The 26,204-nt window shown below is 68.8% G+C and carries 26 protein-coding genes; 17 read left to right on the forward strand and 9 right to left on the reverse strand.

Annotation, left to right across the window (positions count from 1 at the left end; all coding sequences use genetic code 11):
• Positions 1 to 66: 66 nt before the first annotated feature.
• Together ggt and ACFFJC_RS05170 are read right to left on the reverse strand one after the other, a co-directional pair.
• Positions 67 to 1,803 carry a gamma-glutamyltransferase gene (gene ggt / locus ACFFJC_RS05165; protein ID WP_379486423.1) on the reverse strand — a complete coding sequence of 579 codons (1,737 nt, stop codon included), beginning with the start codon at positions 1,801 to 1,803 and terminating at the stop codon, positions 67 to 69.
• 11 nt (positions 1,804 to 1,814) lie between these two features.
• Positions 1,815 to 2,861, reverse strand: a complete 1,047-nt coding sequence (locus ACFFJC_RS05170) for a quinone-dependent dihydroorotate dehydrogenase (protein ID WP_379486424.1) — start codon at positions 2,859 to 2,861, stop codon at positions 1,815 to 1,817.
• 454 nt (positions 2,862 to 3,315) lie between these two features.
• Between ACFFJC_RS05170 and ACFFJC_RS05175 the strand changes: the two genes are divergently transcribed.
• Genes ACFFJC_RS05175 through ACFFJC_RS05215 form a run of 9 tightly spaced genes read left to right on the forward strand, consistent with a single transcriptional unit; the run spans position 3,316 to position 9,859 of the window.
• Complete coding sequence (locus ACFFJC_RS05175; protein ID WP_379486425.1) at positions 3,316 to 3,756, forward strand: SUF system Fe-S cluster assembly regulator; 441 nt, start codon at positions 3,316 to 3,318, stop codon at positions 3,754 to 3,756.
• Between the two features lies 1 nt (position 3,757).
• On the forward strand, positions 3,758 to 5,266 hold the full coding sequence (gene sufB, locus ACFFJC_RS05180) for a Fe-S cluster assembly protein SufB (protein WP_379486426.1): 1,509 nt from the start codon (positions 3,758 to 3,760) through the stop codon (positions 5,264 to 5,266).
• Positions 5,267 to 5,304: 38 nt separating this feature from the next.
• Positions 5,305 to 5,796: an endonuclease domain-containing protein gene (locus ACFFJC_RS05185; protein ID WP_379486427.1), complete on the forward strand. Its 492-nt coding sequence runs from the start codon at positions 5,305 to 5,307 to the stop codon at positions 5,794 to 5,796.
• 3 nt (positions 5,797 to 5,799) lie between these two features.
• The gene (gene sufC / locus ACFFJC_RS05190; protein WP_379486428.1) at positions 5,800 to 6,552 is read left to right on the forward strand and encodes a Fe-S cluster assembly ATPase SufC; all 753 of its coding nucleotides are present in this window, start codon (positions 5,800 to 5,802) and stop codon (positions 6,550 to 6,552) included.
• Positions 6,549 to 7,286 carry a SufD family Fe-S cluster assembly protein gene (locus tag ACFFJC_RS05195; RefSeq protein ID WP_379486429.1) on the forward strand — a complete coding sequence of 246 codons (738 nt, stop codon included), beginning with the start codon at positions 6,549 to 6,551 and terminating at the stop codon, positions 7,284 to 7,286. The genes sufC and ACFFJC_RS05195 overlap by 4 nt, the downstream gene beginning before the upstream one ends.
• Positions 7,283 to 8,506, forward strand: coding sequence for an aminotransferase class V-fold PLP-dependent enzyme (locus ACFFJC_RS05200; RefSeq protein WP_379486430.1), 1,224 nt, complete (start codon positions 7,283 to 7,285; stop codon positions 8,504 to 8,506). Before ACFFJC_RS05195 ends, ACFFJC_RS05200 begins: the two co-directional genes overlap by 4 nt.
• The gene (locus tag ACFFJC_RS05205; protein ID WP_379486431.1) at positions 8,503 to 8,991 is read left to right on the forward strand and encodes an SUF system Fe-S cluster assembly protein; all 489 of its coding nucleotides are present in this window, start codon (positions 8,503 to 8,505) and stop codon (positions 8,989 to 8,991) included. Before ACFFJC_RS05200 ends, ACFFJC_RS05205 begins: the two co-directional genes overlap by 4 nt.
• A complete protein-coding gene (locus tag ACFFJC_RS05210) occupies positions 8,988 to 9,491 on the forward strand; it encodes a GNAT family N-acetyltransferase (RefSeq protein ID WP_379486432.1) in 504 nt (167 codons plus the stop codon). Before ACFFJC_RS05205 ends, ACFFJC_RS05210 begins: the two co-directional genes overlap by 4 nt.
• Positions 9,488 to 9,859 carry a HesB/IscA family protein gene (locus ACFFJC_RS05215; RefSeq protein ID WP_379486433.1) on the forward strand — a complete coding sequence of 124 codons (372 nt, stop codon included), beginning with the start codon at positions 9,488 to 9,490 and terminating at the stop codon, positions 9,857 to 9,859. The genes ACFFJC_RS05210 and ACFFJC_RS05215 overlap by 4 nt, the downstream gene beginning before the upstream one ends.
• Positions 9,860 to 9,881: 22 nt before the next feature.
• Here the strand turns inward: ACFFJC_RS05215 and ACFFJC_RS05220 are convergent, their stop codons facing one another.
• The gene (locus tag ACFFJC_RS05220) at positions 9,882 to 11,024 is read right to left on the reverse strand and encodes a serine hydrolase domain-containing protein (RefSeq protein ID WP_379486434.1); all 1,143 of its coding nucleotides are present in this window, start codon (positions 11,022 to 11,024) and stop codon (positions 9,882 to 9,884) included.
• A gap of 31 nt (positions 11,025 to 11,055) precedes the next feature.
• Here ACFFJC_RS05220 and ACFFJC_RS05225 point away from each other — a divergent pair, with 31 nt between their 5' ends.
• Positions 11,056 to 11,454 carry a hypothetical protein gene (locus tag ACFFJC_RS05225; protein WP_379486435.1) on the forward strand — a complete coding sequence of 133 codons (399 nt, stop codon included), beginning with the start codon at positions 11,056 to 11,058 and terminating at the stop codon, positions 11,452 to 11,454.
• 3 nt (positions 11,455 to 11,457) lie between these two features.
• On the opposite strand, the gene mnmA is transcribed toward ACFFJC_RS05225, so the two are convergent.
• Positions 11,458 to 12,612: a tRNA 2-thiouridine(34) synthase MnmA gene (gene mnmA, locus ACFFJC_RS05230; RefSeq protein WP_379486436.1), complete on the reverse strand. Its 1,155-nt coding sequence runs from the start codon at positions 12,610 to 12,612 to the stop codon at positions 11,458 to 11,460.
• Positions 12,613 to 12,750: 138 nt separating this feature from the next.
• Between mnmA and ACFFJC_RS05235 the strand changes: the two genes are divergently transcribed.
• From ACFFJC_RS05235 to ACFFJC_RS05260, 6 genes are all read left to right on the forward strand, one after another.
• A complete protein-coding gene (locus ACFFJC_RS05235; RefSeq protein ID WP_379486437.1) occupies positions 12,751 to 12,948 on the forward strand; it encodes a hypothetical protein in 198 nt (65 codons plus the stop codon).
• A 1-nt stretch (position 12,949) separates the two neighbouring features.
• A complete protein-coding gene (gene sciP / locus ACFFJC_RS05240) occupies positions 12,950 to 13,249 on the forward strand; it encodes a CtrA inhibitor SciP (protein ID WP_379486438.1) in 300 nt (99 codons plus the stop codon).
• 295 nt (positions 13,250 to 13,544) lie between these two features.
• A complete protein-coding gene (locus ACFFJC_RS05245) occupies positions 13,545 to 14,756 on the forward strand; it encodes an efflux RND transporter periplasmic adaptor subunit (RefSeq protein ID WP_379486439.1) in 1,212 nt (403 codons plus the stop codon).
• Between the two features lie 15 nt (positions 14,757 to 14,771).
• Positions 14,772 to 18,188, forward strand: a complete 3,417-nt coding sequence (locus ACFFJC_RS05250; RefSeq protein WP_379486440.1) for an efflux RND transporter permease subunit — start codon at positions 14,772 to 14,774, stop codon at positions 18,186 to 18,188.
• An 85-nt stretch (positions 18,189 to 18,273) separates the two neighbouring features.
• A complete protein-coding gene (locus ACFFJC_RS05255; protein WP_379486474.1) occupies positions 18,274 to 19,482 on the forward strand; it encodes a DUF445 domain-containing protein in 1,209 nt (402 codons plus the stop codon).
• Entirely contained in the window at positions 19,479 to 20,027 is a 549-nt protein-coding gene (locus ACFFJC_RS05260; RefSeq protein ID WP_379486441.1) for a GNAT family N-acetyltransferase, read from the forward strand. The genes ACFFJC_RS05255 and ACFFJC_RS05260 overlap by 4 nt, the downstream gene beginning before the upstream one ends.
• 24 nt (positions 20,028 to 20,051) lie before the next feature.
• On the opposite strand, the gene ACFFJC_RS05265 is transcribed toward ACFFJC_RS05260, so the two are convergent.
• The 5 genes from ACFFJC_RS05265 to sucC all read right to left on the reverse strand — a co-directional run bounded on the left by ACFFJC_RS05265 (position 20,052) and on the right by sucC (position 25,225).
• On the reverse strand, positions 20,052 to 20,948 hold the full coding sequence (locus tag ACFFJC_RS05265; RefSeq protein WP_379486442.1) for an energy transducer TonB: 897 nt from the start codon (positions 20,946 to 20,948) through the stop codon (positions 20,052 to 20,054).
• A gap of 132 nt (positions 20,949 to 21,080) precedes the next feature.
• A complete protein-coding gene (locus ACFFJC_RS05270) occupies positions 21,081 to 21,968 on the reverse strand; it encodes an energy transducer TonB (protein WP_379486443.1) in 888 nt (295 codons plus the stop codon).
• Between the two features lie 114 nt (positions 21,969 to 22,082).
• Positions 22,083 to 23,012, reverse strand: a complete 930-nt coding sequence (locus ACFFJC_RS05275; protein WP_379486444.1) for an electron transfer flavoprotein subunit alpha/FixB family protein — start codon at positions 23,010 to 23,012, stop codon at positions 22,083 to 22,085.
• A 29-nt stretch (positions 23,013 to 23,041) separates the two neighbouring features.
• Complete coding sequence (locus tag ACFFJC_RS05280; protein WP_379486445.1) at positions 23,042 to 23,788, reverse strand: electron transfer flavoprotein subunit beta/FixA family protein; 747 nt, start codon at positions 23,786 to 23,788, stop codon at positions 23,042 to 23,044.
• A gap of 237 nt (positions 23,789 to 24,025) precedes the next feature.
• Positions 24,026 to 25,225, reverse strand: coding sequence for an ADP-forming succinate--CoA ligase subunit beta (sucC, locus tag ACFFJC_RS05285; RefSeq protein ID WP_379486446.1), 1,200 nt, complete (start codon positions 25,223 to 25,225; stop codon positions 24,026 to 24,028).
• 167 nt (positions 25,226 to 25,392) lie between these two features.
• On the opposite strand from sucC, the gene ACFFJC_RS05290 reads away from it, so the two are divergent.
• Positions 25,393 to 26,187: a 3'(2'),5'-bisphosphate nucleotidase CysQ gene (locus tag ACFFJC_RS05290; RefSeq protein ID WP_379486447.1), complete on the forward strand. Its 795-nt coding sequence runs from the start codon at positions 25,393 to 25,395 to the stop codon at positions 26,185 to 26,187.
• Positions 26,188 to 26,204 lie beyond the last annotated feature (17 nt).

The following is a 26,204-nucleotide window of genomic DNA, read 5'->3' on the forward strand; positions in this document are numbered from 1 at the left end:
GTCGTCCTCTCAGCATCTCGTCCCGAGGCAACGTCTAGGGCTCGGCGCCGGTTGCGGCAACCGTGGCTATTGCGCCACCGCCACGCCTTCGCTGCGCGGGTCCCCGGCGCCGACGAGCCTCCCATCCACGACCATCACGGCATTGGTCTTGAGCGGCATCTCGACCGCCTGGACCGAAGCATGGCCCAGCGCCGTCAGTGCCGGGATCATCGCCTCCAGCCGCGAACCCTTCTCGACGTTGACGGTATCCCCCGGCGCGAAGAGCACGGGCAGGGCCAGCGCCGTGTCGATCGGCAGCTTCCAGTCGAGCACGCCGATCAGCGCACGCGCCACCTGTACCGGGATGGTCGCCCCGCCCGCGGCGCCCACCACCAGCAGCAGCTTGCCGTCCGGGCCGTAGACGATCGTCGGCGCCATGGAGCTGCGCGGCCGCTTGCCGCCCTCGACCCGGTTGGCGACGGGCCTGCCGTCCTTCTCGGGCACGAAGCTGAAATCGGTCAGCTCGTTGTTGAGATAGAACCCGCCCACCATGATGCCCGAGCCGAAGGCGCTCTCGATCGTCGATGTCCACGAGGCGACATCGCCCTGCCGGTCGACGACCACGAAGTGCGAGGTCCCGTGCTCCTCCGGCCCCTCGCCGCGCGCCAGCCCCGGTGCGGGAAGGCCTGCGGACACTTGGGCCATCGTGCGCTCGGCGGAGATCAGTGCGCCCCGGCGCCGCAGGTAGGCGGGATCGAGCAGCTGCGCCACCGGCACGCCGACGAAGTCCGGGTCGGCCAGGAACAGCTCGCGGTCGGCGTAGGCGAGCCGCTCCGATTCGGCGATCAGGTGCCACGCCACGGGGGAGTCGGGCCCGAGCCCGGCGAGGTCGAAGCGCTCCAGCTGCAACAGCGTCGCCAGGACGGTCGTCGCGCCCGAGGACGGCGGTCCCATGCTGCAGATCCGATAGGCGCGGTACGGTGCGCAGACGCCGGGGCGCTGCCGCGCCGCGAAGGCGGCGATGTCGGCCTCGGTCATCTTGCCGTCCGAGGGCGTCTCGCCAGCGACCCTTGCGGCGATCTCGCGCGCCAGGTCGCCCTTGTAGAACGCCCCGGCGCCTTTCGCCGCCAGCGTCTCCAGCGTACCGGCGAGCGCGGGATTGCGGATGGTCGTGCCCACCGGGAGCGGCTTGCCGTCGACGCCGTAGAAGATCGCGCGGGCCTGCGGGTCGTGGCCACCCGTGTCGGGCTGCCGGGCCAGATACTGGAAGCCACGCGGCGACAGCGCGAACCCTTCGCGCGCGAGGTGAATCGCGGGCTGGAACAGATCGGCCCAGGGCAGCCGCCCGTGCTCGGCATGGATGCGGGCAGCCAGCGCTATGTTCCCGGGGACGCCGACGCTGCGCCCCCCGACGACGGCGGTGCGGAAGGGCAGCGGGCGGCCTTGCGCGTCGAGGAAGCGCCGGGGGGTCGCCGCGGCGGGAGCCGTTTCCCGGCCGTCCCACGATTCCACCGCGCCCTTGGCGTCGCCGAGCATGAGGAATCCGCCGCCACCGATGCCCGAGCTCTGCGGCTCCACCACCGTCAGCGCGAGCATGGTCGCGATCGCGGCGTCGCTGGCGCTGCCGCCGAGCCGCAGGATCTGCGCCCCGGCCTCTGCCGCGCGCGGGTCTGCCGCACTCACCATGCCGGCATCGAAGACGGCAGGCTCGGCAGCATCCACGCGCGGCGCGGGAGCGGTGGCGGTGCCGGCGGCGCAGCCCGACAGAGCCAGGAACAGCGGGGCGAGCGGGGCGAAGATCCCCGAGGTCAGGCGTCTCGACATCGCCGCGAGGCTTATTCGCTTCCCACCGCCTCTGCAATCGAGGTGAAGCCATCGCGGCGCATCAGCGCGGCAAGGCCGCGGCCGATGGAGCGGGCGATGCCCGGTCCTTCGTAGACCATCGCAGAGTAGAGCTGGACCAGGCTCGCGCCGGCGCGGATGCGGGCCCAGGCGTCCTTGGCAGTGGCGATCCCGCCCACCCCCACCAGCGGCACAGCCCCGCCCGTCGCCTTGCGAAAGTCGCGCAGGCGCTGCTGGGCAAGATCGCGCAGAGGCGCACCCGAAAGCCCGCCGGCTTCCTCCCGGTGCCGCGAGGCGAGCGCAGGCCGGGTGATCGTGGTGTTCGACACGATCAGCGCGCCGAGGCGCCGTTCGATGGCGATACGGGCGATGGCGTCGATGTCCGCGGGCTCGAGATCGGGCGCCACCTTGAGGAAAACCGGCGGCCGCCGCCCTGCCCCGCACGCCGCGTCGCGCGCCTCGATCACGGCGTCGAGCAGGCCGGTCAGCGCCGATTCGTCCTGCAGCGCCCGCAGCCCGGGAGTGTTGGGGCTGGAGATGTTGACCGCAAGGTAGCCGGCCACAGGCGCGGCCAGGCGCGCCATCGTAGCGTAGTCCGCCACCCGATCGTGCGAGTCCTTGTTGGCGCCGACGTTGACGCCGACGATGCCCGGTCGCGCCGCGCGGGCGCGCAACCGGCGCAGGGCCGCCTCGGCGCCGCCGTTGTTGAAGCCCATGCGGTTGATCACCGCACCGTCCTCGACCAGGCGGAACAGGCGGGGGCGCGGATTACCGGGCTGCGGCAGCGGGGTGATCGATCCCACTTCCGCAAAGCCGAAGCCCAGGCCGAGGAGGGCGTCTGGCACCTGCGCGTCCTTGTCGAAGCCCGCCGCCATCCCGACCGGATTGGGGAAGGCAAGCCCCGCCACCTCACAGCGGAACTCCGGCGGCGAATCGAGGGGTCGTCGGCGTCCGGAGAGGGCCAGGGCCTTGAGCGCGAGGCCATGGGCCGTCTCGGCATCGAGTCGGAAAAGGGCGGGTCGGAGCAACGGATAGAGCACAAGTCCGCATAACGACACCGGGGCACCGGCTCAAACGCTTCCTCGACCCGCAGCGGCGCATGAAAAAGCCCGTTAGGCTCGGGAGGGACCCGTTCATGTCGCGTTTATACAATGAATCGAACCGGCCGGAGCATAAATGAAACCCGCGACCCGAAGGGCTCGTAGCGGGATGCGCTCGAGTTCTTTATCAACTCAAGGCGGTTCCAGGCTTCGGCTGGGAACCGCCTTTTTTTCAGCCTCTTGGTTGCTGCGAAATGTCTTGGGCGGCTCTCTTCTTTTTTCGCCAGTGTCGTGCTCCGGTCGCCCGGCGGACGGCTTTTCCGGCACCTCCGGCATGGCTGCGGCCTGCGGATGAGATCCGGCGGAAAATGGCATTGAAACCGCCCGGCACCTGCACTACGTGAAATCGGAAGAAATCGCTCCGATTTAGTCGCAGGAACCGAAAGCGCCTTTTATGCGCCTGTCCAGCATGGCAGACTACGCCGTCGTCATCATGTCCGCCGCGGCGCGGCATTGCGGCACGTGCTCGCTCATCGAGCAGGCCGGCGGACGCCGTGCGCGTGTCTCGGCGACGCAGCTGGCGGAGGAGACGGGCCTGCCGGCACCCACCGTACAGAAGCTGGTGAGCAAGCTCTCGGCGGCCGGGCTGATGCGCTCGTCGCGCGGCGTGGGTGGCGGTCTGCGGCTCGCACGCCCGCCGGCGACGATTTCGCTTGCGGACATTGTCGAGGCGGTGGAAGGGCCCATCGCGCTGACCTCCTGCCTCGATCGCGTCAAGAGCGACTGCACGCTGGAGGGTTGCTGCAACGTCAGGAGCCATTGGCCGCAGGTGAACGCCGCCGTGCGCGGCGCGCTCGCCCAGGTGGCGCTGACCCAGCTCGTCGAGGAAGTTTGAGATGACCGAGGAAACCATCCCCATGGCCCCCGAGCGGGACGCCCCGGAGCGCGACCAGGCCGCGCGCGAGGCCGCCGCCCGCGTCGCCGAGTACGAGCACGGCTGGGTCGCGGACATCGAGCAGGAATACGGTCCCAAGGGCCTGTCCGAGGACACCATCCGCTTCATCTCTGCCAAGAAGGACGAGCCCGAATGGATGCTCGACTGGCGGCTCAAGGCCTATGCCCGCTGGCTGGAGATGACCCCGCCCGACTGGGCCAAGCTGGACGTCCTGCCGATCGACTACCAGGAGGCGTACTACTGGGCCGCGCCCAAGAAGAAGGATGGCCCCGCCAGCCTCGACGAGGTCGATCCCGAGATCCTGCGCGTCTACGAGAAGCTGGGAATTCCGCTGGAGGAGCAGAAGGTGCTCGCCGGTGTCGAAGGCGCGCGCAAGGTCGCGGTGGACGCGGTGTTCGATTCGGTTTCGGTCGCGACCACCTTCCGCAAGGAGCTGGAGCAGGCGGGCGTCATCTTCCGCTCGATCTCAGAGGCGATCCGCGAGTTTCCCGAACTGGTGAGGAGGTGGCTCGGCCGTGTCGTGCCGGTCCACGACAACTACTTCGCGGCGCTCAACTGCGCGGTCTTCTCGGACGGCACCTTCGTCTACATCCCCGAAGGCGTGCGCTGCCCCATGGAGCTGAGCACGTATTTCCGCATCAATGCGGAGAACACCGGCCAGTTCGAACGCACGCTGATCATCGCCGAGAAGGGCAGCTACGTCTCCTACCTCGAAGGCTGCACCGCCCCGCAGCGCGACGAGAACCAGCTCCACGCCGCGGTGGTCGAGCTGGTGGCGCTGGAGGATGCGGAGATCAAGTATTCCACCGTCCAGAACTGGTATCCCGGCGATGCCGAGGGCAAGGGCGGCATCTACAACTTCGTGACGAAGCGCGGCCTGTGCCAGGGCGCGCGTTCCAAGATCAGCTGGACGCAGGTGGAGACGGGCTCCGCGGTGACCTGGAAGTACCCCAGCTGCGTCCTCAACGGCGAGGACTCGGTCGGCGAGTTCTACTCGGTCGCGGTCACCAACAATCACCAGCAGGCCGATACCGGCACCAAGATGATCCACAACGGCAAGGGAAGCCGCTCGACGATCATCTCCAAGGGCATCTCGGCCGGCAAGAGCAACAACACCTATCGCGGGCTGGTGCGCGTGGCGGCCAATGCCGAAGGCGTGCGCAACTTCACCCAGTGCGATTCGCTGCTGCTCGGCAAGGAATGCGGCGCGCATACGGTGCCGTACATCGAGGTGCGCAACCCCAGCGCGCAGATCGAGCACGAGGCGACCACCAGCAAGATCAGCGACGACCAGCTGTTCTACGCCATGCAACGCGGCCTCGACACCGAACAGGCGGTGGCGCTGATCGTCAACGGCTTCGCCAAGGAAGTGCTGCAGCAGCTACCGATGGAGTTCGCGGTCGAAGCGCAGAAGCTGCTGGGTATCTCGCTGGAAGGCAGCGTGGGCTGACCACTCCCCCGGACATGAATGACGAAGGACAAGAAGCCATGACCGCCGCCCGCAAGACCTTGGGCATCAGCCGCGCCGAGAGTGCGCCCAAGGACGTCAAGGCCAGCTTCGCCCTCACCGGCGCGCGGCTGGAGACGCTCAAGGAGCGGGCCCGCGACCAGCGCCGCAACCCGACCGAGGCGCAGAAGGCGCTATGGGCGCAGCTTTCGGGATCGAAGCTCGGCGGGGTGAAATTCATCCGCCAATCGGTGGTGGGCTCCACCATCGTCGACTTCGCCTGCCCCTCGCGCTGGATCGTGGTGCAGATCAGCGCCGAGGACTCCAACCCGGACGTCAACGAATTGCAGGACCGCAAGCTGATCGAGGTCGGGATCCGCGTGCTGCGCTTCTCGGAAGAGGAAGTGATCGGCAACGTCGACACCGTGGTCCGCGACATCAACGCCGAACTCAACGTACCGTTCGACAAGCGATCGGCGCGCAGGAAGGCGGGTGCCCGCCCTGCCGCTGCCTTTGCGAGCGACGAAGGATAAACCATGCTCAAGATCGATAACCTCCAGGCCACCGTCGCCGACAAGCCGATCCTCAAGGGCCTGTCGCTCACCATCAATCCGGGCGAGATCCATGCCATCATGGGTCCCAACGGGGCCGGCAAGTCGACGCTGGGCTACACGCTCGGCGGTCGGCCCGGCTACGAGGTGACCGGCGGCTCGGTGGATTTCGACGGTCAAGACCTGCTCGAGATGGAGCCGCACGAGCGTGCGGCGGCGGGCCTGTTCCTGGGCTTCCAGTACCCGGTGGAGATCCCCGGCGTCTCCTTCGTCCAGTTCCTGCGCGAGGCCGCCAATGCCCAGCGCAAGGGGCGCGGGGAAGAGCCGCTTTCGGGCGGCGAATTCCTCAAGCTCGCCAGGGAGAAAGCCGGTCTGCTGCGCATGGACATGGACATGCTCAAGCGTCCGGTGAACGTCGGCTTCTCGGGCGGCGAGAAGAAGCGCGCCGAGATGGTGCAGATGGGCATCCTCGACCCCAAGCTGGCGATCCTCGACGAGACCGACTCGGGCCTCGACATCGACGCGCTGCGCATCTGCGGCGAGGGGATCAACGCGATCATGCGCGCGCCGGGCAAGGCGGTGCTGCTGATCACGCACTACCAGCGCCTGCTGGACTACGTGAAGCCCGACTATGTCCACGTCCTGGCGGGCGGTCGCATCGTCAAGACCGGCGGGCCCGATCTCGCGCTCAGGCTCGAGGAAGAGGGCTACGAAGCCGTGGTTCAGGAGACGGCATGAACGTCGAACTGACCCTGCCGAGCCGCAAGGACGAGGATTACCGCTACTCCGACATCGAGGCGCTGCGGGGCCTGTGGCCGGTCCTGCCCGAGGAGATCACGGTCGGCGACGGCGAGGACGGCGCGCTGCAGATCGTCGAGACCGGCGCCGGTGCGGTGGCGCGGCAGCTCGACATCACGCTCGGCAAGGGCGCGAGGTTCGACTTGCGCGTGCTGACCGCAGGGCCCGCTTACGGCCGCATTAGCGTGGCGGTAAGGCTGGGCGAAGGCGCCGACTTCACCTTGGGAGCCGCACAGCTGGCGACCGGCTCCGAGACGCTGGAAATCGTCACCGAAGTCACCCATGCGGCCGAAAACGCCAGGTCTTCGCAGATCGTGCGCACCGTGCTTGCGGGCCACTCCGTGGGCACATACCTGGGTCGGATCGCGGTCGAACGGGGGGCGGACGGCACGGATGCCGAGCAGTCGGTGCGCGCGATGCTGCTGGAACGCACCGCCACCGCCAATGCCCGCCCCGAGCTCGAGATCTACGCCGACGACGTCAAGGCCGCCCATGGCTGCGCCGTCGGCGAGCTGGACGCGCAGGGGCTGTTCTACCTGATGAGCCGCGGGCTCACCCCCGCGGCGGCCAAGCGCCTCATGCTGCAGGCCTTCGTGGCCGAGGCCTTCTCCGGTGCGCCGGACGAGGGGCCGCTGGGCGAGGCGGCCCTGGCGCGACTGGAGGCGATGCTGTGAGCGACACCCTGCTGACCGACGAGCTCGTGCTCAAGGACCAGTTCCCCGGCCTTCTGGCGAAGGGCGGCGCCGACTGGCACTACCTCGACACCGCCGCCACGGCGCAGAAGCCGCTGGCGGTGATCGACGCCACCGTGCGCGCGATGGGCGAGGACTACGCCACCGTCCATCGCGGCGTCTACGCCCGCTCGGCCGACATGACGCTGGCGTTCGAGGCGGCACGCCGCCGGGTCGCCGCGTTCATGAACGCGCGCGAGGACGAGATCGTCTTCACCCGCGGCGCCACCGAATCGATGAACCTGGTGGCGCAGACCTGGGGCGCGGCGAACCTCAAGGCGGGCGACCGCATCCTGCTCTCGACGCTGGAACACCACTCCAACATCGTGCCCTGGCAGCTGCTGCGCGAGAAGACCGGCGTCGCCATCGACGTCTGCCCGCTGACCGACGACGGCCGCATCGACCTGACCGCCGCCGAGCGGATCCTGACCCCCGCGCACAAGCTGGTGGCGTTCGCGCACGTCTCCAACGTCCTCGGCTCCGTGCTCCACGTGGAACAGGCGGCGAAGCTCGCGCATGCCGTGGGCGCCAAGCTGCTGATCGACGGCTGCCAGGCCGCACCGCGCCTGGCGCTCGACATGGCCGCGTTCGATTGCGACTTCTACGCCTTCTCCGCGCACAAGCTCTACGGCCCGACCGGCATCGGCGTGCTGTGGGCGCGCAAGGAGATCCTCGACGACATGCCACCCTGGCAGGGCGGCGGTGCGATGATCGACCGCGTGACTTTCGAGAAGACCACCTTCGCCTCCGCCCCCCAGCGCTTCGAGGCCGGCACGCCCAGCATTGTCGAGGCGGTCGGGATGGCCGCGGCGATGGACTGGCTCTCGGGCGTGGGGCTGGACCGTGCGGAGCGGCACGAACGCGACCTCGCCACGCTGCTGCGCGCCGAACTGCGCAAGCGCAACGACGTGACGCTGTTCGGGCCGGAGGATGGGCTGGGGATCGTCAGCTTCGCGCTCGACGGGGTGCATCCGCACGACCTCGGCACCATATTGGACGAGGAAGGCGTGGCGATCCGCGCCGGCCACCACTGCGCGCAGCCGCTGATGGAGCACCTGGGCGTGCCGGCGACCGCGCGCGCGAGCTTCGGCCTCTACAGCGACGAGGCGGACATCGAGGCGCTCCTGAAGGGAATCGAGCGCACCAGGAGAATCTTCGGATGAGTGACCACAAGCCCACCTTCAGCGTCGAGGAAGTCGATGCCGCGCCCGCGCCGCCGCGCGCCCGCGTGGAGGACGCCGAGGCACCCGTCGAGACTTCGGCCGCGAAGCTGGAGCGCAAGCGCGACTATCTCGAGGGCTTCCTGGCGGAGAAGCCGCAGGACCAGGATCCCGGCGAACCCGGCGGGGCGATCTACGAAGGCGTGATCGATGCGCTCAAGGAGATCTTCGATCCCGAGATCCCGGTGAACATCTACGACCTGGGCCTCATCTACGGGGTCGAGGTTTCGCCCGAGGCGTCGGTGGCGGTGACCATGACGCTGACCACGCCGCACTGCCCGGTCGCGGAATCGATGCCAGGCGAGGTCGAGATGCGCGTGTCCGCGGTGCCGGGCGTGCGCGACTGCGAGGTCAATCTGGTCTGGGATCCGCCGTGGGACATGGCCAAGATGTCCGACGAGGCCAAGCTGGAGCTCGGAATGCTGTGAGCGAGACGCTCGCCCTCGACCTTGCGATCACCCGCGCGGACTTCGCCGATCCCGACGACGCGGCGGCGCTCGTCGCGATGCTCGACGCCTATGCGCGCGATCCGATGGGTGGCGGCGAGCCGCTGCCGGACGACGTGCGCGCCCGGCTCGCGCCTGCCCTGGCGCAAGTGCCCGGCGCGTTCGCCTTCCTCGCCAGGCTCGGCGACGAGCCGGTCGGGCTGGCGATCTGCTTCATGGGTTTCTCCACCTTCGCGGCCCGCCCGCTGGTGAACATCCACGATGTCTCGGTGGTGCCCGCAAGCCGCGGCCGCGGCATCGCCCGCGCGCTCTTCGCCGCTATCGAGGACGAGGCGCGGCGGCGCGGCGCCTGCAAGATCACGCTGGAGGTGCTGAGCGGGAACCATCGCGCGCAGGACCTGTATGCAAGCATGGGGTACGGCGACTTCCAGCTCGACCCCGAGGCCGGACACGCGCTGTTCTGGCAGAAGAGGCTGACATGACCGAGACCACCACGACCACCCGCCCTGCCCGCCAGCGCCCCGCCGCCGTCGTCCTGACGCCCAACGCAGAGGCGCGCATCGCGCGCCTGATGGCCGAGGCGCCCGAGGGTGCGATCGGCGTCAAGCTCTCGACGCCGCGCCGCGGCTGCTCGGGCCTGGCCTACTCGGTCGACTACGTGACCGAGGAAGCCAAGTTCGACGAGAAGATCGAAACGCCGGGCGGCACTTTCTACATCGATGGCTCCTCGGTGCTCTACCTCGTGGGCAGCACGATGGACTGGCGCGAAGACGACTTCACCGCGGGCTTCGTGTTCGACAATCCCAATGCCAAGGGCGCCTGCGGCTGCGGCGAGAGCTTCACCGTCTGACCCGGCGCTGCGGAAGGCGCGCTCAGTTCTTCGGGAACAGCGCCAGCAGCGCCCCCAGGCGCTCGTGGAGCTCGGCCTCCTGCGCGGCATCGGAGTGGCCGAGGCGCACGACGGTGAGCAGCTGGTCGGGTGAGCCGATGACGTATTGCCCGTATTCGCCGAGGCACGCGTAGACGCTGCGCGGGGCGCGGCCGGGCCACAGCCTGGCGTTCGCGCCCTCCTCGGCGCGGTTCAGCCAGACTCCGGCCCCATATCCCGGCTCGCGCGGGGAGGGATCGAGCATGAACTGGATCCAGCGGCGCGGCAGGATCTGCGCCCCGCGCACCGAGCCCATGCGGCGCAGGAATTCGCCCAGCTTCCCCCAGTCCCGCGCGCTGGCCTGCATCATGCCCGATCCGACCATCGTGCCCTTGCGGTCGTAGGCGACCGTGGTCGAGCCCATCCCGATCGGCCCGAGCACGCGGGTGCCGAGATAGTCCGAGACGGCGCGGCGGCGGCGCACCGGGTCCGCATCGGGCGAGAGCACCCGCGCGGCGAGGTCGGCAAGGATCACGGCACTGGCGGAGGAATGCTCGAAGACCTGCCCGGCAGGCGCCTCCAGCGGCTGCGCCTCGGCATAGGCGGCCATGTCGTCGCGCCCGTCGAGGAACAGCATGCGCATGCGGTCCGATTCGGTCTCGACCCGCCCCGTCCCCGCTGAGGCCGTCTCGCTGTGGCGCAGGCCCGAGCGCATCTGCAGCAGCTGGCGAAGCGTCACCGCGCCGCGCGGGTCGCCCGGCCGCTGCCATTCGAGGACCGGCGCCGATTCGTTAAGCCGCAGCCGGCCGTCGCTCACCAGCTGGCCGATCATCAGCGCGGTGATGCACTGCCCCGCGCTCCAGCCCGGCAGGCGCGTCTCCGCGCGGATGGCGGCGCCGTAGCGCTCGACGATCACCGAGCCGCGCTTCATCACGACCAGGGCATCGGTGCGTCCCACCAGACCTTCGTCGAAGAGCCCGTCCAGGGCCCGCCCGAGCGCGTCGCGCGGGGCGCCGCCGGCATCCTGGATCGCCGCCTGCGCCTCAGCGCTCGGCGGCGGCGGGCCTTCCGGCGCGGCCGGGCCGCAGCCCCAGAGGGCTGGCAGCACGCTCATGGCAACGATAAGGGGAACGCGGCGCACCGACATGGCGCGCCGGTCATGTGCGAGGCGATGGGGAATGGCAACAGCGGCAGAAACGCGAGCAGGGGACAAGGCCGGGCGCGGTCCGGGCCGGGTGGGCCAGCCGTCCCGCTGGAAGCGCAACCTCGTCCTGGTGCTGGTGCTGGTGCTCGCGGGCGGGCTCGCCTGGGCCTGGCAGGGGCTGCGCGAGGAAGCGCTGGTGGGCGGCTCCTATGGGGCGCAGGTCGGCTGCGTCTGCCGCTTCGTCTCGGCGCGGCCGCTGGCGAGCTGCGAGGCGGACCTCGCCGCCGCGCAGATGAAGGGCGCGGCGCGGCTGGTCTCGCTCTCCGAAGCGACGGGACGCCGCAGCATCACCGCCTCGGTGCCGCTGCTCGCCAGCCAGAGCGCCGATTTCGACCCGCGTCGCGGGTGCCGCGTCCAGCCCTGGCAGGACTGAGGTTCAGACCGCGCTCTGGGTCGAATCGATCCAGCCGCCGCCGACGACCCGGTCGCCGGCGTAGATCACCGCCGCCTGCCCGGGCGCGACGCCGTATTCGGGCGTCGCGAAGCGGATCGTCGCCGCCGCGCCCTCGCCCAGGGTGCCCTCGAGCACGACCGGAACCGGCTTCGCGAGCGAGCGGACTTTCGCCGTCAGCGGGGCCGCGGGAAGCGGCCCGATGCGGTTGGTCTCGACCAGGCGCGCGGAGGCGGTCGCCAGCAGATGGCGCGGGCCCACGCGGACCCGCCGGCTCTCCGCCTCGATCCCGGTTACGTAGAGCGGCTCGGGCTGGCCGCCGATCTCCAGTCCGCGGCGCTGGCCAACGGTGTAGTGGATGACTCCGCGATGGCGGCCCAGGACCGCTCCGGTCTGCGCATGCACGATCTCGCCGGGCGCCTCGCCCTCGGGTCGGACCGAGCGCACCACCTTGGCGTAGTCGCCATCGGGGACGAAGCAGATGTCCTGGCTGTCGGGCTTCGCCGCGACGCGCAGCCCGGCGGCTTCGGCCAGCCGGCGCGTCTCGGTCTTGGGCAGGCCGCCCAGGGGAAAGCGGAGGAAATCGAGCTGCGCCTCTGTGGTGCCGTAGAGGAAATAGCTCTGGTCGCGCGCGGGGTCGGCGGCCCGGTGCAGCTCGGCGCCGGCGGGGCCGGGGACGCGGCGGACGTAGTGCCCGGTGGCCAGGCAATCCGCGCCGAGCTCGCGCGCCATGGCCAGGAGGTCGGTGAACTTCGGGCCCATGTTGCAGCGGATGCAGGGGATCGGCGTGCGGCCGGCGAGGTAGTCGTCGGCGAAGCGCTCCACCACCTCCTCACGGAAGGCGCTCTCGTGGTCGAAGACGTAGTGGGGGATGCCAAGGCGGTCCGCCACCGCGCGCGCGTCGCGAATGTCGTCGCCGGCGCAGCAGGCACCCTTGCGGCCCGTCGCCGCGCCATAGTCGTAGAGCTGCAGGGTTACGCCGATCACGTCCGCGCCGCTGGCAGCGGCCAGCGCGGCGACCACGGAACTGTCCACCCCGCCGGACATCGCCACGACCACGCGGCGCTGCGCCAGGGGTTCGGGCAGCTGAAACAGGTCGGCCGGGTCGAGCCCGGAGAGGAGGTCGGGAACTGCAGTCATCGTGCCCGCCCCATAGACCCGGATGCGGCGGATTCCTACCCGCCTGCCGCTTGCGGCGAACCGCCCGCCGCTGGTGAACGAAAGGTAAATGCGGCCTTTACGATCCCTTGACCATGCCAGGCCTACGAGGACCGCGTCATGAACAATGCAAGCACCCTTCATAGTCCCGAGCCGCATCTGCGCCGGCGCGGCAGCTTCGCCGGCTGCGCTGCCTCCGCCCTGGGCGGCTACCGCAGTTTAACGGATGTTAACTTCGATGGTTCAAGCAATGGCAATCCCGCCCACCCCAATGAGGATCGCGCCGTCATCCTGAACAGTGCCGGCCAGCGGGGGTAAGATGATCGAGAACCAGAAAATCCGTCCGGCTCAGGTGATCGGCCCCCTCGGCGAGCCGCTGACGATCGAAGACCTGCCGCCGTCGAACACCACCCGCTGGGTGGTGCGCCGCAAGGCCGAGGTCGTGGCCGCGGTCAACGGCGGGCTGCTGACGATCGACGAGGTTTGCGAGCGCTACCAGCTTACCTTGGAGGAGTTCGCCTCCTGGCAGCGCGCGGTGGACCGCTCGGGCATGCAGGGCCTGCGGGTCACGCGCATCCAGCACTACCGCGATCTTTACGAGCGTCAGCAGAAGTACTGAGCGCCACGCGCAAGTCGCGGGATGAAAGGGGGCGGCGGCGAGGAAGGTCTCGCCGCCGCCCCCTTTCCATTGCGGCGCGTCAATTCGCAGGCGATCGCCGCTGCCGGCCGGGACGTCGTTCGTCGATGCCTGTCGGCGCCGGGCGGAGTTCAGATTGCCACCTTGTCGCCGCGAGTATATGCAACGCGAGGATTTTTGGGGCCATAACGGGGGCCCGTCCGGTTGCGGGCGGACCTTCTGTGCGGCGGGACCAGGCACGCCGCCCTGAGGCGCGTGTGAGGCGTGCGGTGAGCGGATGAACTACGAAGGAAAGATCAAGCCCGGCCATGCCGCCGACGCGGAGCTGTCGACGGTCGACGCGATCGGCCATCCCCTGGTGGAGGCCGAGGAGCAGGACCGTCGCGGACGGCGCCGGATCTGGATCATCGTGGCCGTGGTGCTCGCCGCCGTCGTCGGCATCTGGTTCCTGCTGCACAAGGGCGGCAGCGATGCCGGGAGCGCGCCGGCCGCGCAGATCCCGGTGGTCTCGGTGACCGTGCCCGGCCGCTCGACGGTGGCCGGGGAGATCACCGCCACCGGGTCGCTCGCCGCACGGCGCGCCATGCCGGTCGGCTCCGTCGGCGAAGGCGGCGAAGTGCGCGAGGTCCGGGTGGAACCGGGCGACTGGGTGTCGCAGGGCCAGGTCCTGGCGGTGATCGACCGCTCGGTGCAGGCGCAGGCCGCCGCCAGCCAGGCGGCGCAGGTCGAAGTCGCCGCCGCCGACGCCCGCATCGCCCAGACCAACCTCGACCGCGGGCTGAAGCTGGTGGACCGCGGCTTCATCTCGAAGGCCGACATCGACCGGCTGACCGCCACCCGCGACGCCGCCAACGCGCGGGTCCAGGTGGCCCGCGCCACGCTGGCGCAGCTTCGCGCCCAGAACGCACGCCTCAACATCGTCGCGCCCGCGGCCGGCCTCGTGCTCGAACGCAACGTCGAGCTCGGCCAGGTGGTGAGCGGCGGCAGCGGCGTGCTGTTCCGCCTGGCCAAGGGCGGCGAGATGGAGCTGCTGGCGAACCTTTCGGAAGACGATCTCGCCAAGCTCTCGGTCGGAGTGGAGGCCAAGGTCACGCCGGTGGGCTCGGGCCGCTCGTTCACCGGACAGGTCTGGCAGATCTCCCCGGTGATCGACGCTACCAACCGCCAGGGCACCGCCCGCATCGCACTCTCCTACGACCCCGCGCTGCGGCCCGGCGGCTTCGCCAGCGCAGTGATCGAAAGCGGCGCCGTGGTGGCCCCGATGCTGCCCGAATCCGCGATCCAGAACGACAGCAAGGGCTCGTTCGTCTACGTCGTCGATGCCGATGGCCGCGCGCACCGTCGCCCGGTCCGCACCGGGCTGGTGACGGCCAACGGCATCACCGTGACGTCCGGCCTCAACGGGACCGAGAAGGTCGTGCTGCGCGCCGGCGGCTTCCTGAACGATGGTGATAAGGTAAAGACCCGTCTCGTCGCGGCCGGCAAGTGACGGGGTTCTGATCGCATGCGCAACATCTCCGCCTGGTCGATCCGCAACCCCATCATCCCGATCGTCTTCTTCATCGGCCTGATGATCGCCGGCATCGTCTCGTTCAACCGGATGGACGTGAACAACATGCCGGACGTCGAGTTCCCCGGCGTTCACGTCGGGGTCTCGCAGCCGGGCGCCGCCCCGACCGAGATCGAGACCCAGATCACCCAGATCGTCGAGGGCGCGGTGCGCTCGATCCCGGGGGTCGAGGAGATCCAGTCGACCGCCTCCGAAGGCTATTCCACCACGCTGGTGTTCTTCTCCGTCGGCACCAACGCCGACATCGCCACCAACCAGGTCAAGAACGCGGTCGACCAGGTCCGCGGCGAGCTGCCCGACGGCATCCTCGAGCCGCAGGTGCAGAAGATCGAGGCGGGCGGCGGCGGCAACCTCGCGTACTTCTCCGTCAGTGCCGACGACATGACCATCGAGCAGCTCAGCTGGTTCGTGGACGACACGATCGCCAAGTCGCTGCTCTCGGTCGAAGGCATGGCCTCGGTCGACCGGGATGGCGGCGTCGACCGCGAGATCCGCGTCGTCGTCGATCCCGACCGCATGATCGCCATGGGCGTGAGCGCCGATGCGCTCAACTCGGTGCTGCGCCAGGTGAACGTCGATGCCGCCGGCGGGCAGGCGGAGATCGCCGGATCGCGCCAGTCGGTGCGCGTGCTCGGCAACGCGGAAAGCGCCTACGACCTCTCGCAGAAGCGGATCAACCTGGGCGCAGGGCGCCAGGTCAAGCTGTCCGACATCGCCAGCGTCTACGACGGCTATTCCGAACGCACCGACGTCGCCCGCGTGAACGGGCGCGAGGTGGTCACCTTCGGCTTCCAGCGCGCGCTCGGCGCCTCCGACGTCGCGGTCTACGACGGCGCGATGGAGAAGCTGAAGGAGATCGAGAAGACGCATCCCGACATCCACGTCACCCGCCTGTTCTCCCAGGTCGACTATACCCGGGGGCAGTACACCAGCTCGATGGAGGCGCTGGTCGAAGGCGCCGTGCTGGCGATCGTCATCGTCTACCTGTTCCTGCGCGACTGGCGCGCGACGATGATCTCGGCGCTGGCGATCCCGCTCTCGGCGATCCCGACGTTCTGGTTCATGGACCTGCTGGGCTTCACGCTCAACTTCCTCTCGCTGCTGGCGCTCAGCCTCGTCGCCGGCGTGCTGGTGGACGACGCGATCGTCGAGATCGAGAACATCGTCCGGCACATGCGCATGGGCAAGAGCGCCTACCAGGCCTCGATCGACGCTGCGGACGAGATCGGGCTGGCGGTGGTGGCGACGACGTTCTCGATCGTCGCGGTGTTCCTGCCGGTGGGCCTGATGCCGGGCATCCCGGGCCAGTTCTTCAAGGCGTTCGGCCTCACCGTGGTCGCCGCGGTGCTGATGAGCCTGGCCGTCGCGCGCGTCATCACGCCGATGGTGGCGGCTTATTTCCTCAAGGCGCACGGCCATGCCGAGCATGGCGGCGGCAAGGCCATGGACCTCTACATGAAGGTTCTCGCCTGGACGCTGGACGGCAGCGAGGCGGAGCGTCGCAAGGCGCGCCTGGTGCCGCAGCCGCGCCAGTGGTGGTACCCGGTGGTGGCGGCCGTGGCGTTCGTCGTCCTGATCGGCGCCGGCCTGGCGCTCTCGGCGGCGCTGTTCCAGATGCTGCAGGGCGGCCTCACCACGATAGGGCTCAAGAAGTCCGCCTTCGTCCTGGCCGCGGTGCTGGCGCCGTTCGGCATCGCCATCGGCATCTGGGGGCTGGGCAAGCTGTTCCGCCTGCTCGCCTATGCCGGCGGCGGCCTGGGGCGGTGGTATCGCTATTTCACCGACCGCGTGATCGCGCGCATGCACGACCACCGCTTCTACGCCTTCTGCGCCAGCGTCTACGCGCTGGTGGTGACCTTCGCCCTGCTCGCCGGCCTGCCCCAGCAGTTCCAGCCGAGCACCAACGAGGACACCAGCCAGGTCAAGATCGAGATGGTGCCCGGCACCACGCTCGAACAGACCGAGGAGGTCGCCGGCCACGTTACACGCCTGCTGGAGCACCAGCCCGAGGTGCAACGCGTGCTGCAGTTTGCCGCCGAAGGTTCGGGCAACCTCTATATCGCGCTCAAGCCCGCCAACCAGCGCGACGCCACCAGCATCGAGTTCGAGCGCCGCATGGCGCCGCAGCTCCAGAATATCCCGGACGCGCGGGTGAGCTTCGCTTCCCAATCCGGAGGCTTCGGCAGCGGCCGCGACATCTCGGTGATGCTGTCCGGCAGCAATTCCGAACTGCTCAACCGCACCGCGCAGACGCTGGTCGAGCAGATGCGCTCGATCCCCGGCGTCGTCGCCCCGCGCATCGCCGCGGACCTGCAGCGCCCCGAGCTCATCATCGAGCCGCGCATCGACCTGGCGGCGCAGTTGGGCGTCACCACCGCGGCGCTCAGCCAGACGATCCGCATCGCCACGCTGGGCGAGATCGACCAGAACGCGGCGAAGTTCTCGCTGAGCGACCGCCAGGTGCCGATCCGTGTCATCCTGGACCGGACCTCCCGCCGCGATTTCTCGACGATCGAGAACCTGCCGGTGGCCACCAGCGACGGCGGCTCGGTGCCCCTGAAGCGGGTCGCCGAAATCCACTTCGGCGCCGGTCCGACGCAGATCCAGCGCTACAACCAGTCGCGCCGCATCTTCGTGGGCGCCGACCTCGGCGAAGGGCAGGTCAAGGGTCCCGTACTGGAAGCGATCCAGAAGCTGCCGATCATGCGCGACCTCCCGGCCGGCGTCTCCAACGCCCCCGTCGGCGAGGACAAGTGGCAGGCCGAGATGATCGCGAACTTCATCACCGCGGTCATCAGCGGCATCTTCCTGGTCTTCGCGGTGCTGGTGCTGCTCTACAAGCGGTTCGTCTCCCCGCTGGTCAACATGGCCTCGCTGCTGCTGGCACCGCTGGGCGGGATGCTGGCGCTCACGCTCATGGGCCAGCCGATCTCGATGCCGGTCTACATCGGCATCCTGATGCTGCTGGGGATCGTCGCCAAGAACTCGATCCTGCTGATCGACTTCGCGATCGAGGAGATGGCCAAGGGGGTGAACAAGCTCGATGCGATCATGGATGCCGGGCACAAGCGCGCGCAGCCGATCGTCATGACCACCGTGGCGATGACCGCCGGCATGGTGCCCACCGCCATGTCGCTGTCGGGCGATGGCGCGTTCCGCCAGCCGATGGGCGTCACCGTGATCGGCGGCCTGGTGCTCTCGACCCTGCTGACGCTCGTCATCGTGCCTGCAGCCTTCAGCCTTGCCGATGGTTTCGAGAAGAGAATCGGGCCCAAGCTGCGCAAGTCGCTGCTGACCTACGATCCGAGCCACACCGCCGGGGACGACTACCGACCGCATCCGGCCGAATAGGGGAAGCGCCACATTGCCGCCAGCGGGGCGTAGCGGAGCAAGCATGGCACCGGGTGCAGCCCGGCAGCAGGACCGGGCCCGCCGCATGCGGCTGTTCGCCACCGGCCTGCTGCTGGTGATGGCCGTCGCCTTCGTGGTGCTTCGCCGGGTGGCGGGCACCCACCCCGCGTGGGGCTATGCCGTCGCCTTCACCGAGGCGGCGATGGTGGGCGGCCTGGCCGACTGGTTCGCGGTCACGGCGCTGTTCCGCCGTCCGCTGGGCCTGCCGATCCCGCACACCGCGATCATCCCGGTGAACAAGAACCGCATCGCCGACTCGATGGCGACCTTCCTGCGCGACAACTTCCTGACCCCGCAGGTGGTGGCGCGCCGGGTGACCGGGTTCAACTTCGCCGGTGCCGCCGGCGGCTTCCTCAACGACCCGGGGCGGGGTGGCCAGTCGCGCCTGCGCGCAGGCGCGGCCAACCTGCTGGCGGACGTGCTCGAATCGCTCGACCCCGAGCGGCTCGGCGACCAGGTCCGCGGCGGCCTCGCCCGGCAGCTGGAGCGCGTGGAGGTGGCGCCGCTGCTCGGCCAGATGCTCGCCGCCATGATCGCCGACCGCCGCCACCTGCCGCTGGTCGACGGTGCCATCCGCTGGGCGGGAGAGGCGCTGGAGGCGAACGAGGAGATGGTGCGCACGATGATCCGCGAGCGCGCCAACGGCCTGCTGCGGCTGACCGGTCTCGACAGCCGCATCGCCAATTCCGTGCTCGACGGGCTCTACAAGCTGCTCGCCGAGATGATCGTGCAGCCCGACCACCCGCTCAAGCGCAAAGTGGAGGAAATGCTGGAGAGCCTCGCCGATCGCCTCGTCAACGATCCCGAGACCCGCGCGCGGGTGGAGAGCGCCAAGGGCGAGCTGATCGCCAATCCTGCGGTGGGCACCTGGTGGCAGTCGGTATGGGAACGCCTGCGCCGCAAGCTGATCGCCGCCGCCCGCGACCCGGACACCGCGCTCGGCGGGCAGCTGACCACCATGCTCGGCGAGCTTGGCGGCGCCCTGCGCGACGATCCGCGCCTGCAGAGCCAGATCAATCGCTTCGCCCGCCGCACGCTGGTGGGCGTCACCGCGCGCTACGGCGACGAGATCGTCCGGCTCGTCTCGGAGACGGTGAAGCGGTGGGACGCGCGGACCGTCAGCGACCGAATCGAGGGGGCCGTGGGCCGCGACCTGCAGTTCATCCGCATCAACGGTACTCTCGTCGGCGGGCTGTTCGGCGTGTGCATCCACGCGGTCGACCAGCTGCTGTGAGCAAGACGAGAGGCCCGTTCCTCAGCACGACGCGCTTCGACCTCTGGCGCCCGGCTGCCGGCGACCTGCACGGTTTGTGCCGGCTCCTGGCGGACGAGGAGACCCGCCGCTACCTCGGCCCTGCCCGCGCCGACCCGCACGCGCAGTTCGACCGGCTGATGCGCAACGCCGGCTCGTGGGCGCTGCATGGCTACGGCACGCTCATGGTGCGGCCCCGCGGCGGCAGCGAGATCATCGCCAGCTGCGGGGTGTTTCACAGCTATCGCGGCTTCGGGCCCGAACTGCGGATCGACGACGTGCCCGAGGCCGGCTGGATCGTCCGCCAGGACCACCAGGGCCAGGGCGTTGCGCGTGAAGTGATGGAGGCGGCGCTCGCGTGGTTCGACGCCGCTCACGGACCCCGCCGTATCGCCTGCATGATCGAGGCCGGCAACCGCGCGTCGGAACGCCTGGCGGCACGGCTGGGCTTCACCGCCTACGCCACGCACACGCTCGAGGAGGGCGAGAGCGAGGTGACGATGACGCTGCTGGAACGCGCGCGGTAGGAGCCGCCGCAGCCCGCACCGGGCTTATCGGCGGCGCTGCACAGGCATGCGCGGCTTGCGATCCACGACCCACTTCACGCGCCGCACGGCGTAGGAGGCGACCGGGTTGCCCGCCGCGTCCAGCGCCGGTTCGAACTTCGCCCGCTCCCGGATCTTGTCGCAGGTGACTTTCGCGAAGCGGGCCTCGTTGAAGCCGTTGACGACCACGCAGTCGCTCACCGCACCGGCGGGATCGATCATGAGGCGCACGTCGACCAGCGACTGCTCGCCCTCGCGCGCGAGGTCCGAGGGATAGCTGCCCCGCGGCAGCCACGTGTCCGGATCGGTCAGCGGCTTCGGCCAGCGCGAGAGCGAAGCCTGCTGCGCAGGGTCGAAGCCCCACGACCGGACCAGCCCTTCGGTGCAGCCATCGAGTGCCGCGAAGGCCTTGCCGAGCGGGCCGGTGCCGATCTGCACGCTCTTCCCGCCCCAGCTGACGATGAGCGAGGTCACCTTCGCCTCGCGCTCAGGGGTCACCCGCGCGGGGCTGCTGCTGCCGTCGCCATGGCCGTTCAAGGTGGTGCCCATGAAGAACAGCGTCGTCAGCTTCTGGCCGTTGCCGGCCTGCATGTCGCCCAGTGTGACGCGGGTGCTGATCGGCAGTCCGTCGGGGCCCGTGGTCAGCGTCACCTTGGTGGCTTCGGTGATGCCCGAGAAGCTGCGGCCGGCGGTCGTGAAGTTGAAGGTGTCCCCGGGCGCGAGCTGCTCGAACTGGACCAGGAGCGGATCCTCCACAGTCCCGAAGCCGCGCTGGAGGTGGCAGGCGTTGCCGGTGGAGTCCACCTTCCACGGCGATGTCGCGGTGACCACCTTGGTCTCCGCTAGCGCGGGGACCGCGGCCGAGGCCATGAGGGCAAAGGAAGAAATGACGATTCGCTGCATCGGCTTGTCCTCAAGCGGGATTTTCGGAAATAATGCCGCAATGCGATGGCCTTGCAAGCAGAAGCCCGCTCATTCACCAAGTGCTGTGCTTTTCCGTCAGCGAACGATGGCGGCGACGGGCCGCGGCGGAGTTCATCCGAGGTAGTATTTGACGGTTGCCGCGTAGTACGAGTCCACCGGCTTGCCATTTCGGTCGAGTGCTGGGTTGAAGCGGGTGCGGCGCACCACTTTGCATGCCAGCGCATCGAATTCCGGATCGTTATACGACTTGATCGTCTCGCACCTCGTCACGCTCCCCTGACCGTCGATGATCGCGCGGAAATTGACGCGCCCCTGCTTGCCGGTCGCCGCCATGGACGCCGGGTAGACGGCCTGTATCGCCCTGACCATCTGCATGAGATTGGTCGGGGCCGGGTATCGAGTCAGGCCGTTCTGAACCTCGGGATCGAGCCCCCAGGCTCGGAGCAAGGCATCGGTGCAACTGCGCATCGCGGCGAAGGGCTTGCCCAGCGATCCGGTATTCAGGATGAGATTGTTGCGGCTCCACGAGAGGGAAATCCGGTCCACCCCGGCCTCCATTTCCGGGGTGACGATGGCAGCCCGTCGCCTGACATCTATAAGACCGTCGTCAGGAGCCTTCAGTGCCGAAGACAGGAAAATCGACGGAACCGTACCGGTCCCGCGCGTCGTCGTTCCTAGCTGAAAACCGGAATCCTCATGCTTCCACAAGGTTCCATATCCGATCGTCACACTATGGCTATGGACCAGGCCTGCCAGATCATCGCCGTCGACTGACAGCTCGAACCCGTCGCCCGGCTGGAATCGCCGAATTTCGAGAACCAGCGACCGGTCGGGCGGACCGAAGGCACGCCGCAGCGCGCAGCCTGCGTCGGTAGCTTCAAGGTTCCAGGGCGTGGCAGGGGGCAAGGTCTTGGCGGTGAGCGCTTCGGCGGGTCTCGAGCCGAGTGCCCCAGCGATCAGAGCGATTGTCCAAATCGCTGCGATGCCAATCCTACGCATTGAAAGCCTCCGCCAAAATGAGCGCATCGATTGATGCCCCATAGCCAGCTACAAGAAAAGGCCCCGGAGCGGAGAGCTCCGGGGCCTATATTCATGAACGCGTATCGCCTGCCGTCAGAGCTTGCCGGTGAGCTCCGGAATGGCCGTGAACAGGTCTGCGACGAGACCCACGTCGGCCACCTGGAAGATCGGCGCGTCCTCGTCCTTGTTGATGGCGATGATGGTCTTGGAGTCCTTCATGCCGGCAAGGTGCTGGATGGCGCCGGAGATGCCGACCGCGATGTAGACTTCGGGCGCGACGATCTTGCCGGTCTGGCCGACCTGGTAGTCGTTGGGCGCGTAGCCCGCGTCGACCGCAGCGCGGCTGGCGCCGACGGCGGCGCCGAGCTTGTCCGCGAGCGGGAAGATGGTCGCCTGGAAGGTCTCGGCATCCTTCAGCGCGCGGCCGCCCGAGACGATCACCTTGGCGCTGGTCAGCTCGGGACGCTCGGACTTGGCGAGCTCGGCGCCCACGAAGCTGGAGAGGCCGGCATCACCGGTGCCCGAGACCGCCTCGACCGTGCCCGTGCCGCCGCTGGCCTCGGCCTTGGCGAACGCAGTGCCGCGGACGGTGATGACGAGCTTGGGATCGCTCGATTCGACGGTGGCGATGGCATTGCCGGCGTAGATCGGCCGCGTGAAGGTCTTCTCACCCTCGACCGAGAGGATGTCGGAGATCTGCATGACGTCGAGCAGCGCGGCCACGCGCGGCGCGATGTTCTTGCCGGTGGTGGTGGCGGGGGCGAGGAACGCGTCGTGGTCCGCCATCAGCTGCGCGACGAGCGGCGCCACGTTCTCGGCCAAGCCGTGCCCGTAGGCGGCGTCGTCGGCCAGGTGGACCTTGCCCACGCCTGCGATCTGCGCGGCCTCGTCGGCGACGGCGCGGCAGCCGGAACCGGCGACGAGCAGGTGGACTTCACCGAGCTTCGCAGCCGCGGTGACGACCGCCAGGGTGGCATCCTTGACGGCGGCGTTGTCGTGTTCGACCCAAACAAGCGTCTTCATGACTGAAATATCCTTCCCGGGCCGTGCCGTCAGGCGACGCCCAGTTCCTTGAGCTTGGCGACGAGCGCGTCGACGTCGGCGACCTTGATGCCGGCCGAGCGGACGGGCGGCTCGGAGACCTTGAGGGTCTTGAGGCGCGGGGCGATGTCGACGCCGTAGTCGGCGGCCGTCTTCACATCGAGCGGCTTCTTCTTCGCCTTCATGATGTTGGGCAGCGAAGCGTAGCGGGGCTCGTTGAGGCGCAGGTCGGTGGTGACGATCGCGGGCAGCGACAGCTTCACCGTCTCCAGGCCGCCGTCGACCTCACGCGTGACGGACACCGCATCGCCGTCGATCTCGACCTTGCTGGCGAACGTGCCCTGCGGGCGGCCGAGCAGCGCGGCGAGCATCTGGCCGGTCTGGTTCGAATCGTCGTCGATCGCCTGCTTGCCCAGGATCACCAGGCCGGGGTTCTCCTCGGCGACGATGGCCTTGAGGATCTTGGCGACCGCGAGCGGCTCCACCTCGGCGTCGGTCTCGATCAGGATGGCGCGGTCGGCACCCATGGCGAGCGCGGTGCGCAGGGTTTCCTGCGCCTTGGCCGGTCCCACGGAGACGGCGACGATCTCTTCCGCCTTGCCCGCTTCCTTGAGGCGGATGGCTTCCTCGACCGCGATCTCGTCGAAGGGGTTCATGCTCATCTTGACGTTGGCGAGGTCAACGCCGGTGCCGTCGGCCTTGACCCGCGGCTTCACGTTGTAGTCGATCACCCGCTTGACGGGCACGAGGATCTTCATTGCGATCTGTCCTCTCACTGCTGGGATGGCGAATTTAACCGCGCAATTAAACTTTGGTGGGCGAGCTATCGCGTCCCTTGCCGTTTGCGTCAAGCCCCGCCTGACGCAAAGAGCTTGGGCACCGGATAGCTCAGCTACACGCGCGCACCATGCAGAAACGGCGGGGGTTGCGAAACCCCCGCCGTCTTTCTGTTCGTCATGTGATCGCCGAAGGGATCATGCGCGCGAAGCGTTCGGTCAGGCGACCGCCTGCACTTCCGCGACGATCTTCTGCGCGGCGTCGCCCAGGTCGTTGGCGGGGACGATCGCGAGGCCCGAGTTGGCCAGGATGTCCTTGCCCTGCTGGACGTTGGTGCCTTCGAGACGCACCACCAGCGGAACCGACAGGTTCACTTCCTTGGCAGCGGCGACGATGCCCTCGGCGATGATGTCGCACTTCATGATGCCGCCGAAGATGTTCACCAGGATGCCCTTCACCGCGGGATCGGCGAGGATGATCTTGAATGCCGCGGTGACCTTCTCCTTGTTGGCGCCGCCGCCCACGTCGAGGAAGTTGGCCGGGAACATGCCGTTGAGCTTGATGATGTCCATCGTCGCCATGGCGAGGCCGGCGCCGTTGACCATGCAGCCGATGTCGCCGTCGAGCTTGATGTAGGCGAGGTCGTACTTGCTCGCCTCGATCTCGGCCGGGTCTTCCTCGGTCTCGTCGCGCAGCGCGAAGATGTCGGGGTGACGGGCCAGGGCGTTCGAATCGAAGCTCATCTTGGTGTCGAGGACGAGCAGCTGGCCGTCCTTGCTTTCCACCAGCGGGTTGATCTCGACCATGTCGCAGTCCATCGCGACGAACGCGGTGTAGAGCTGCTTCGCCAGCTTCTGGGCCTGCTTGTTGAGGTCACCGGTGAGCTTGAGCGCGAACGCCACGGCACGGCCGTGGTGGGCCTGGAAGCCTTCGGCCGGGTCGATGGTGATCGTGGCGATCTTCTCGGGCGTGTTGTGCGCGACTTCCTCGATGTCCATGCCACCTTCGGTCGAGACGATCATGGCGACGCGGCCGGTCTTGCGGTCCACCAGCATCGACAGGTAGTATTCCTTGTCGATGTCGACGCCGTCGGTCACGTAGAGGCGGTTGACCTGCTTGCCGGCTTCACCGGTCTGGATGGTGACGAGGGTGTTGCCGAGCATCTCCTTGGCGAACGACTCGACTTCCTCGATCGACTTGGCGAGGCGCACGCCGCCCTTGGCGTCGGCCGGCAGTTCCTTGAACTTGCCCTTGCCGCGACCACCGGCGTGGATCTGCGCCTTGACGACGTAGAGCGGCCCCGGGAGCTGCTTGGCGGCGGCCACCGCTTCCTCGACCGTGAGCGCGGCAATGCCGGCGGGGATGCCCACGCCGTACTTCGCGAGCAGTTCCTTGGCCTGGTATTCGTGGATGTTCATCGCTCAAATCGCTTTCTGCTGGAGGGTCCTTGGGAAGGCGCCGTAGCCATAGTTTCGCCGTGCCGCATAAGCACATCGTGGCCGGCTTGAAAAGTCCCGGATCCTGCGCAAATTCATAGGTGAGAGGCGAATGGGCCTCATCCAAATGATAAGAAGACGCAATAGCAATGATTGACCGGGACAGACTCGAAACGATCGTCCGGGAGGCCGGCCGCATCGCCCTTGCGGCGTGGCCCGGCGATGGCCACGCCCTCGAATCGTGGGAGAAGACCCCCGGCAGTCCGGTCTGCACGGCCGACCTTGCCGTCGATTCGTTCCTCAAGCGCGAACTGCAGGCGCTGCTCCCTGCGGCAGGCTGGCTTTCGGAAGAGACGACCGACACGCGCGAGCGCCAGCAGAGCGAGCTGGTCTGGCTGGTCGATCCCATCGACGGCACCCGCGACTACATCGGCGGTCGCACCGGCTGGGCGATCTCGGTGGCGCTGGTGAACACCCGGCGGCCGCTGCTTGGCTACCTCTACGCGCCCGTCCGCCGGCGCGAGGAGGGCGGCGAGTTCTGGTTCGCAGAGGCCGGCAAGGGCGCCTGGCGCAATGGCGCGCGGCTCAGCGCCAGCCGCCGGGAGGCCCTGCCCGGCGCGCGCGTCCCCGCCCGCAAGCTGGCGCGCGAGGATGCCGATCTGGTCCTGGTCGACCAGCCCAATTCCATCGCGCTGCGCATGGCGATGGTCGCCGCGGGCGAAGCCGACCTCCTGGCGACGCTGCGCTGGGGCTACGAGTGGGACATCGCCGCGGCCGGGCTGATCGCGCGCGAGGCCGGGGCCGCGGTGACCGACGCCTTCGGCATGCCGCTCAACTACAACAAGCACGACCCGCGCGCCTTCGGCGTGCTGGTCTCGTCCAACGGCATCCATGCCGCGGCGGTGGAGCGCCTGGCCGAACGGGCGGCGCGCCACTCGGCCTGACGGGGCCGGCGTTCGCG

It is taken from the genome of Novosphingobium soli, assembly GCF_042432915.1.
GTDB lineage: Bacteria > Pseudomonadota > Alphaproteobacteria > Sphingomonadales > Sphingomonadaceae > Novosphingobium > Novosphingobium soli.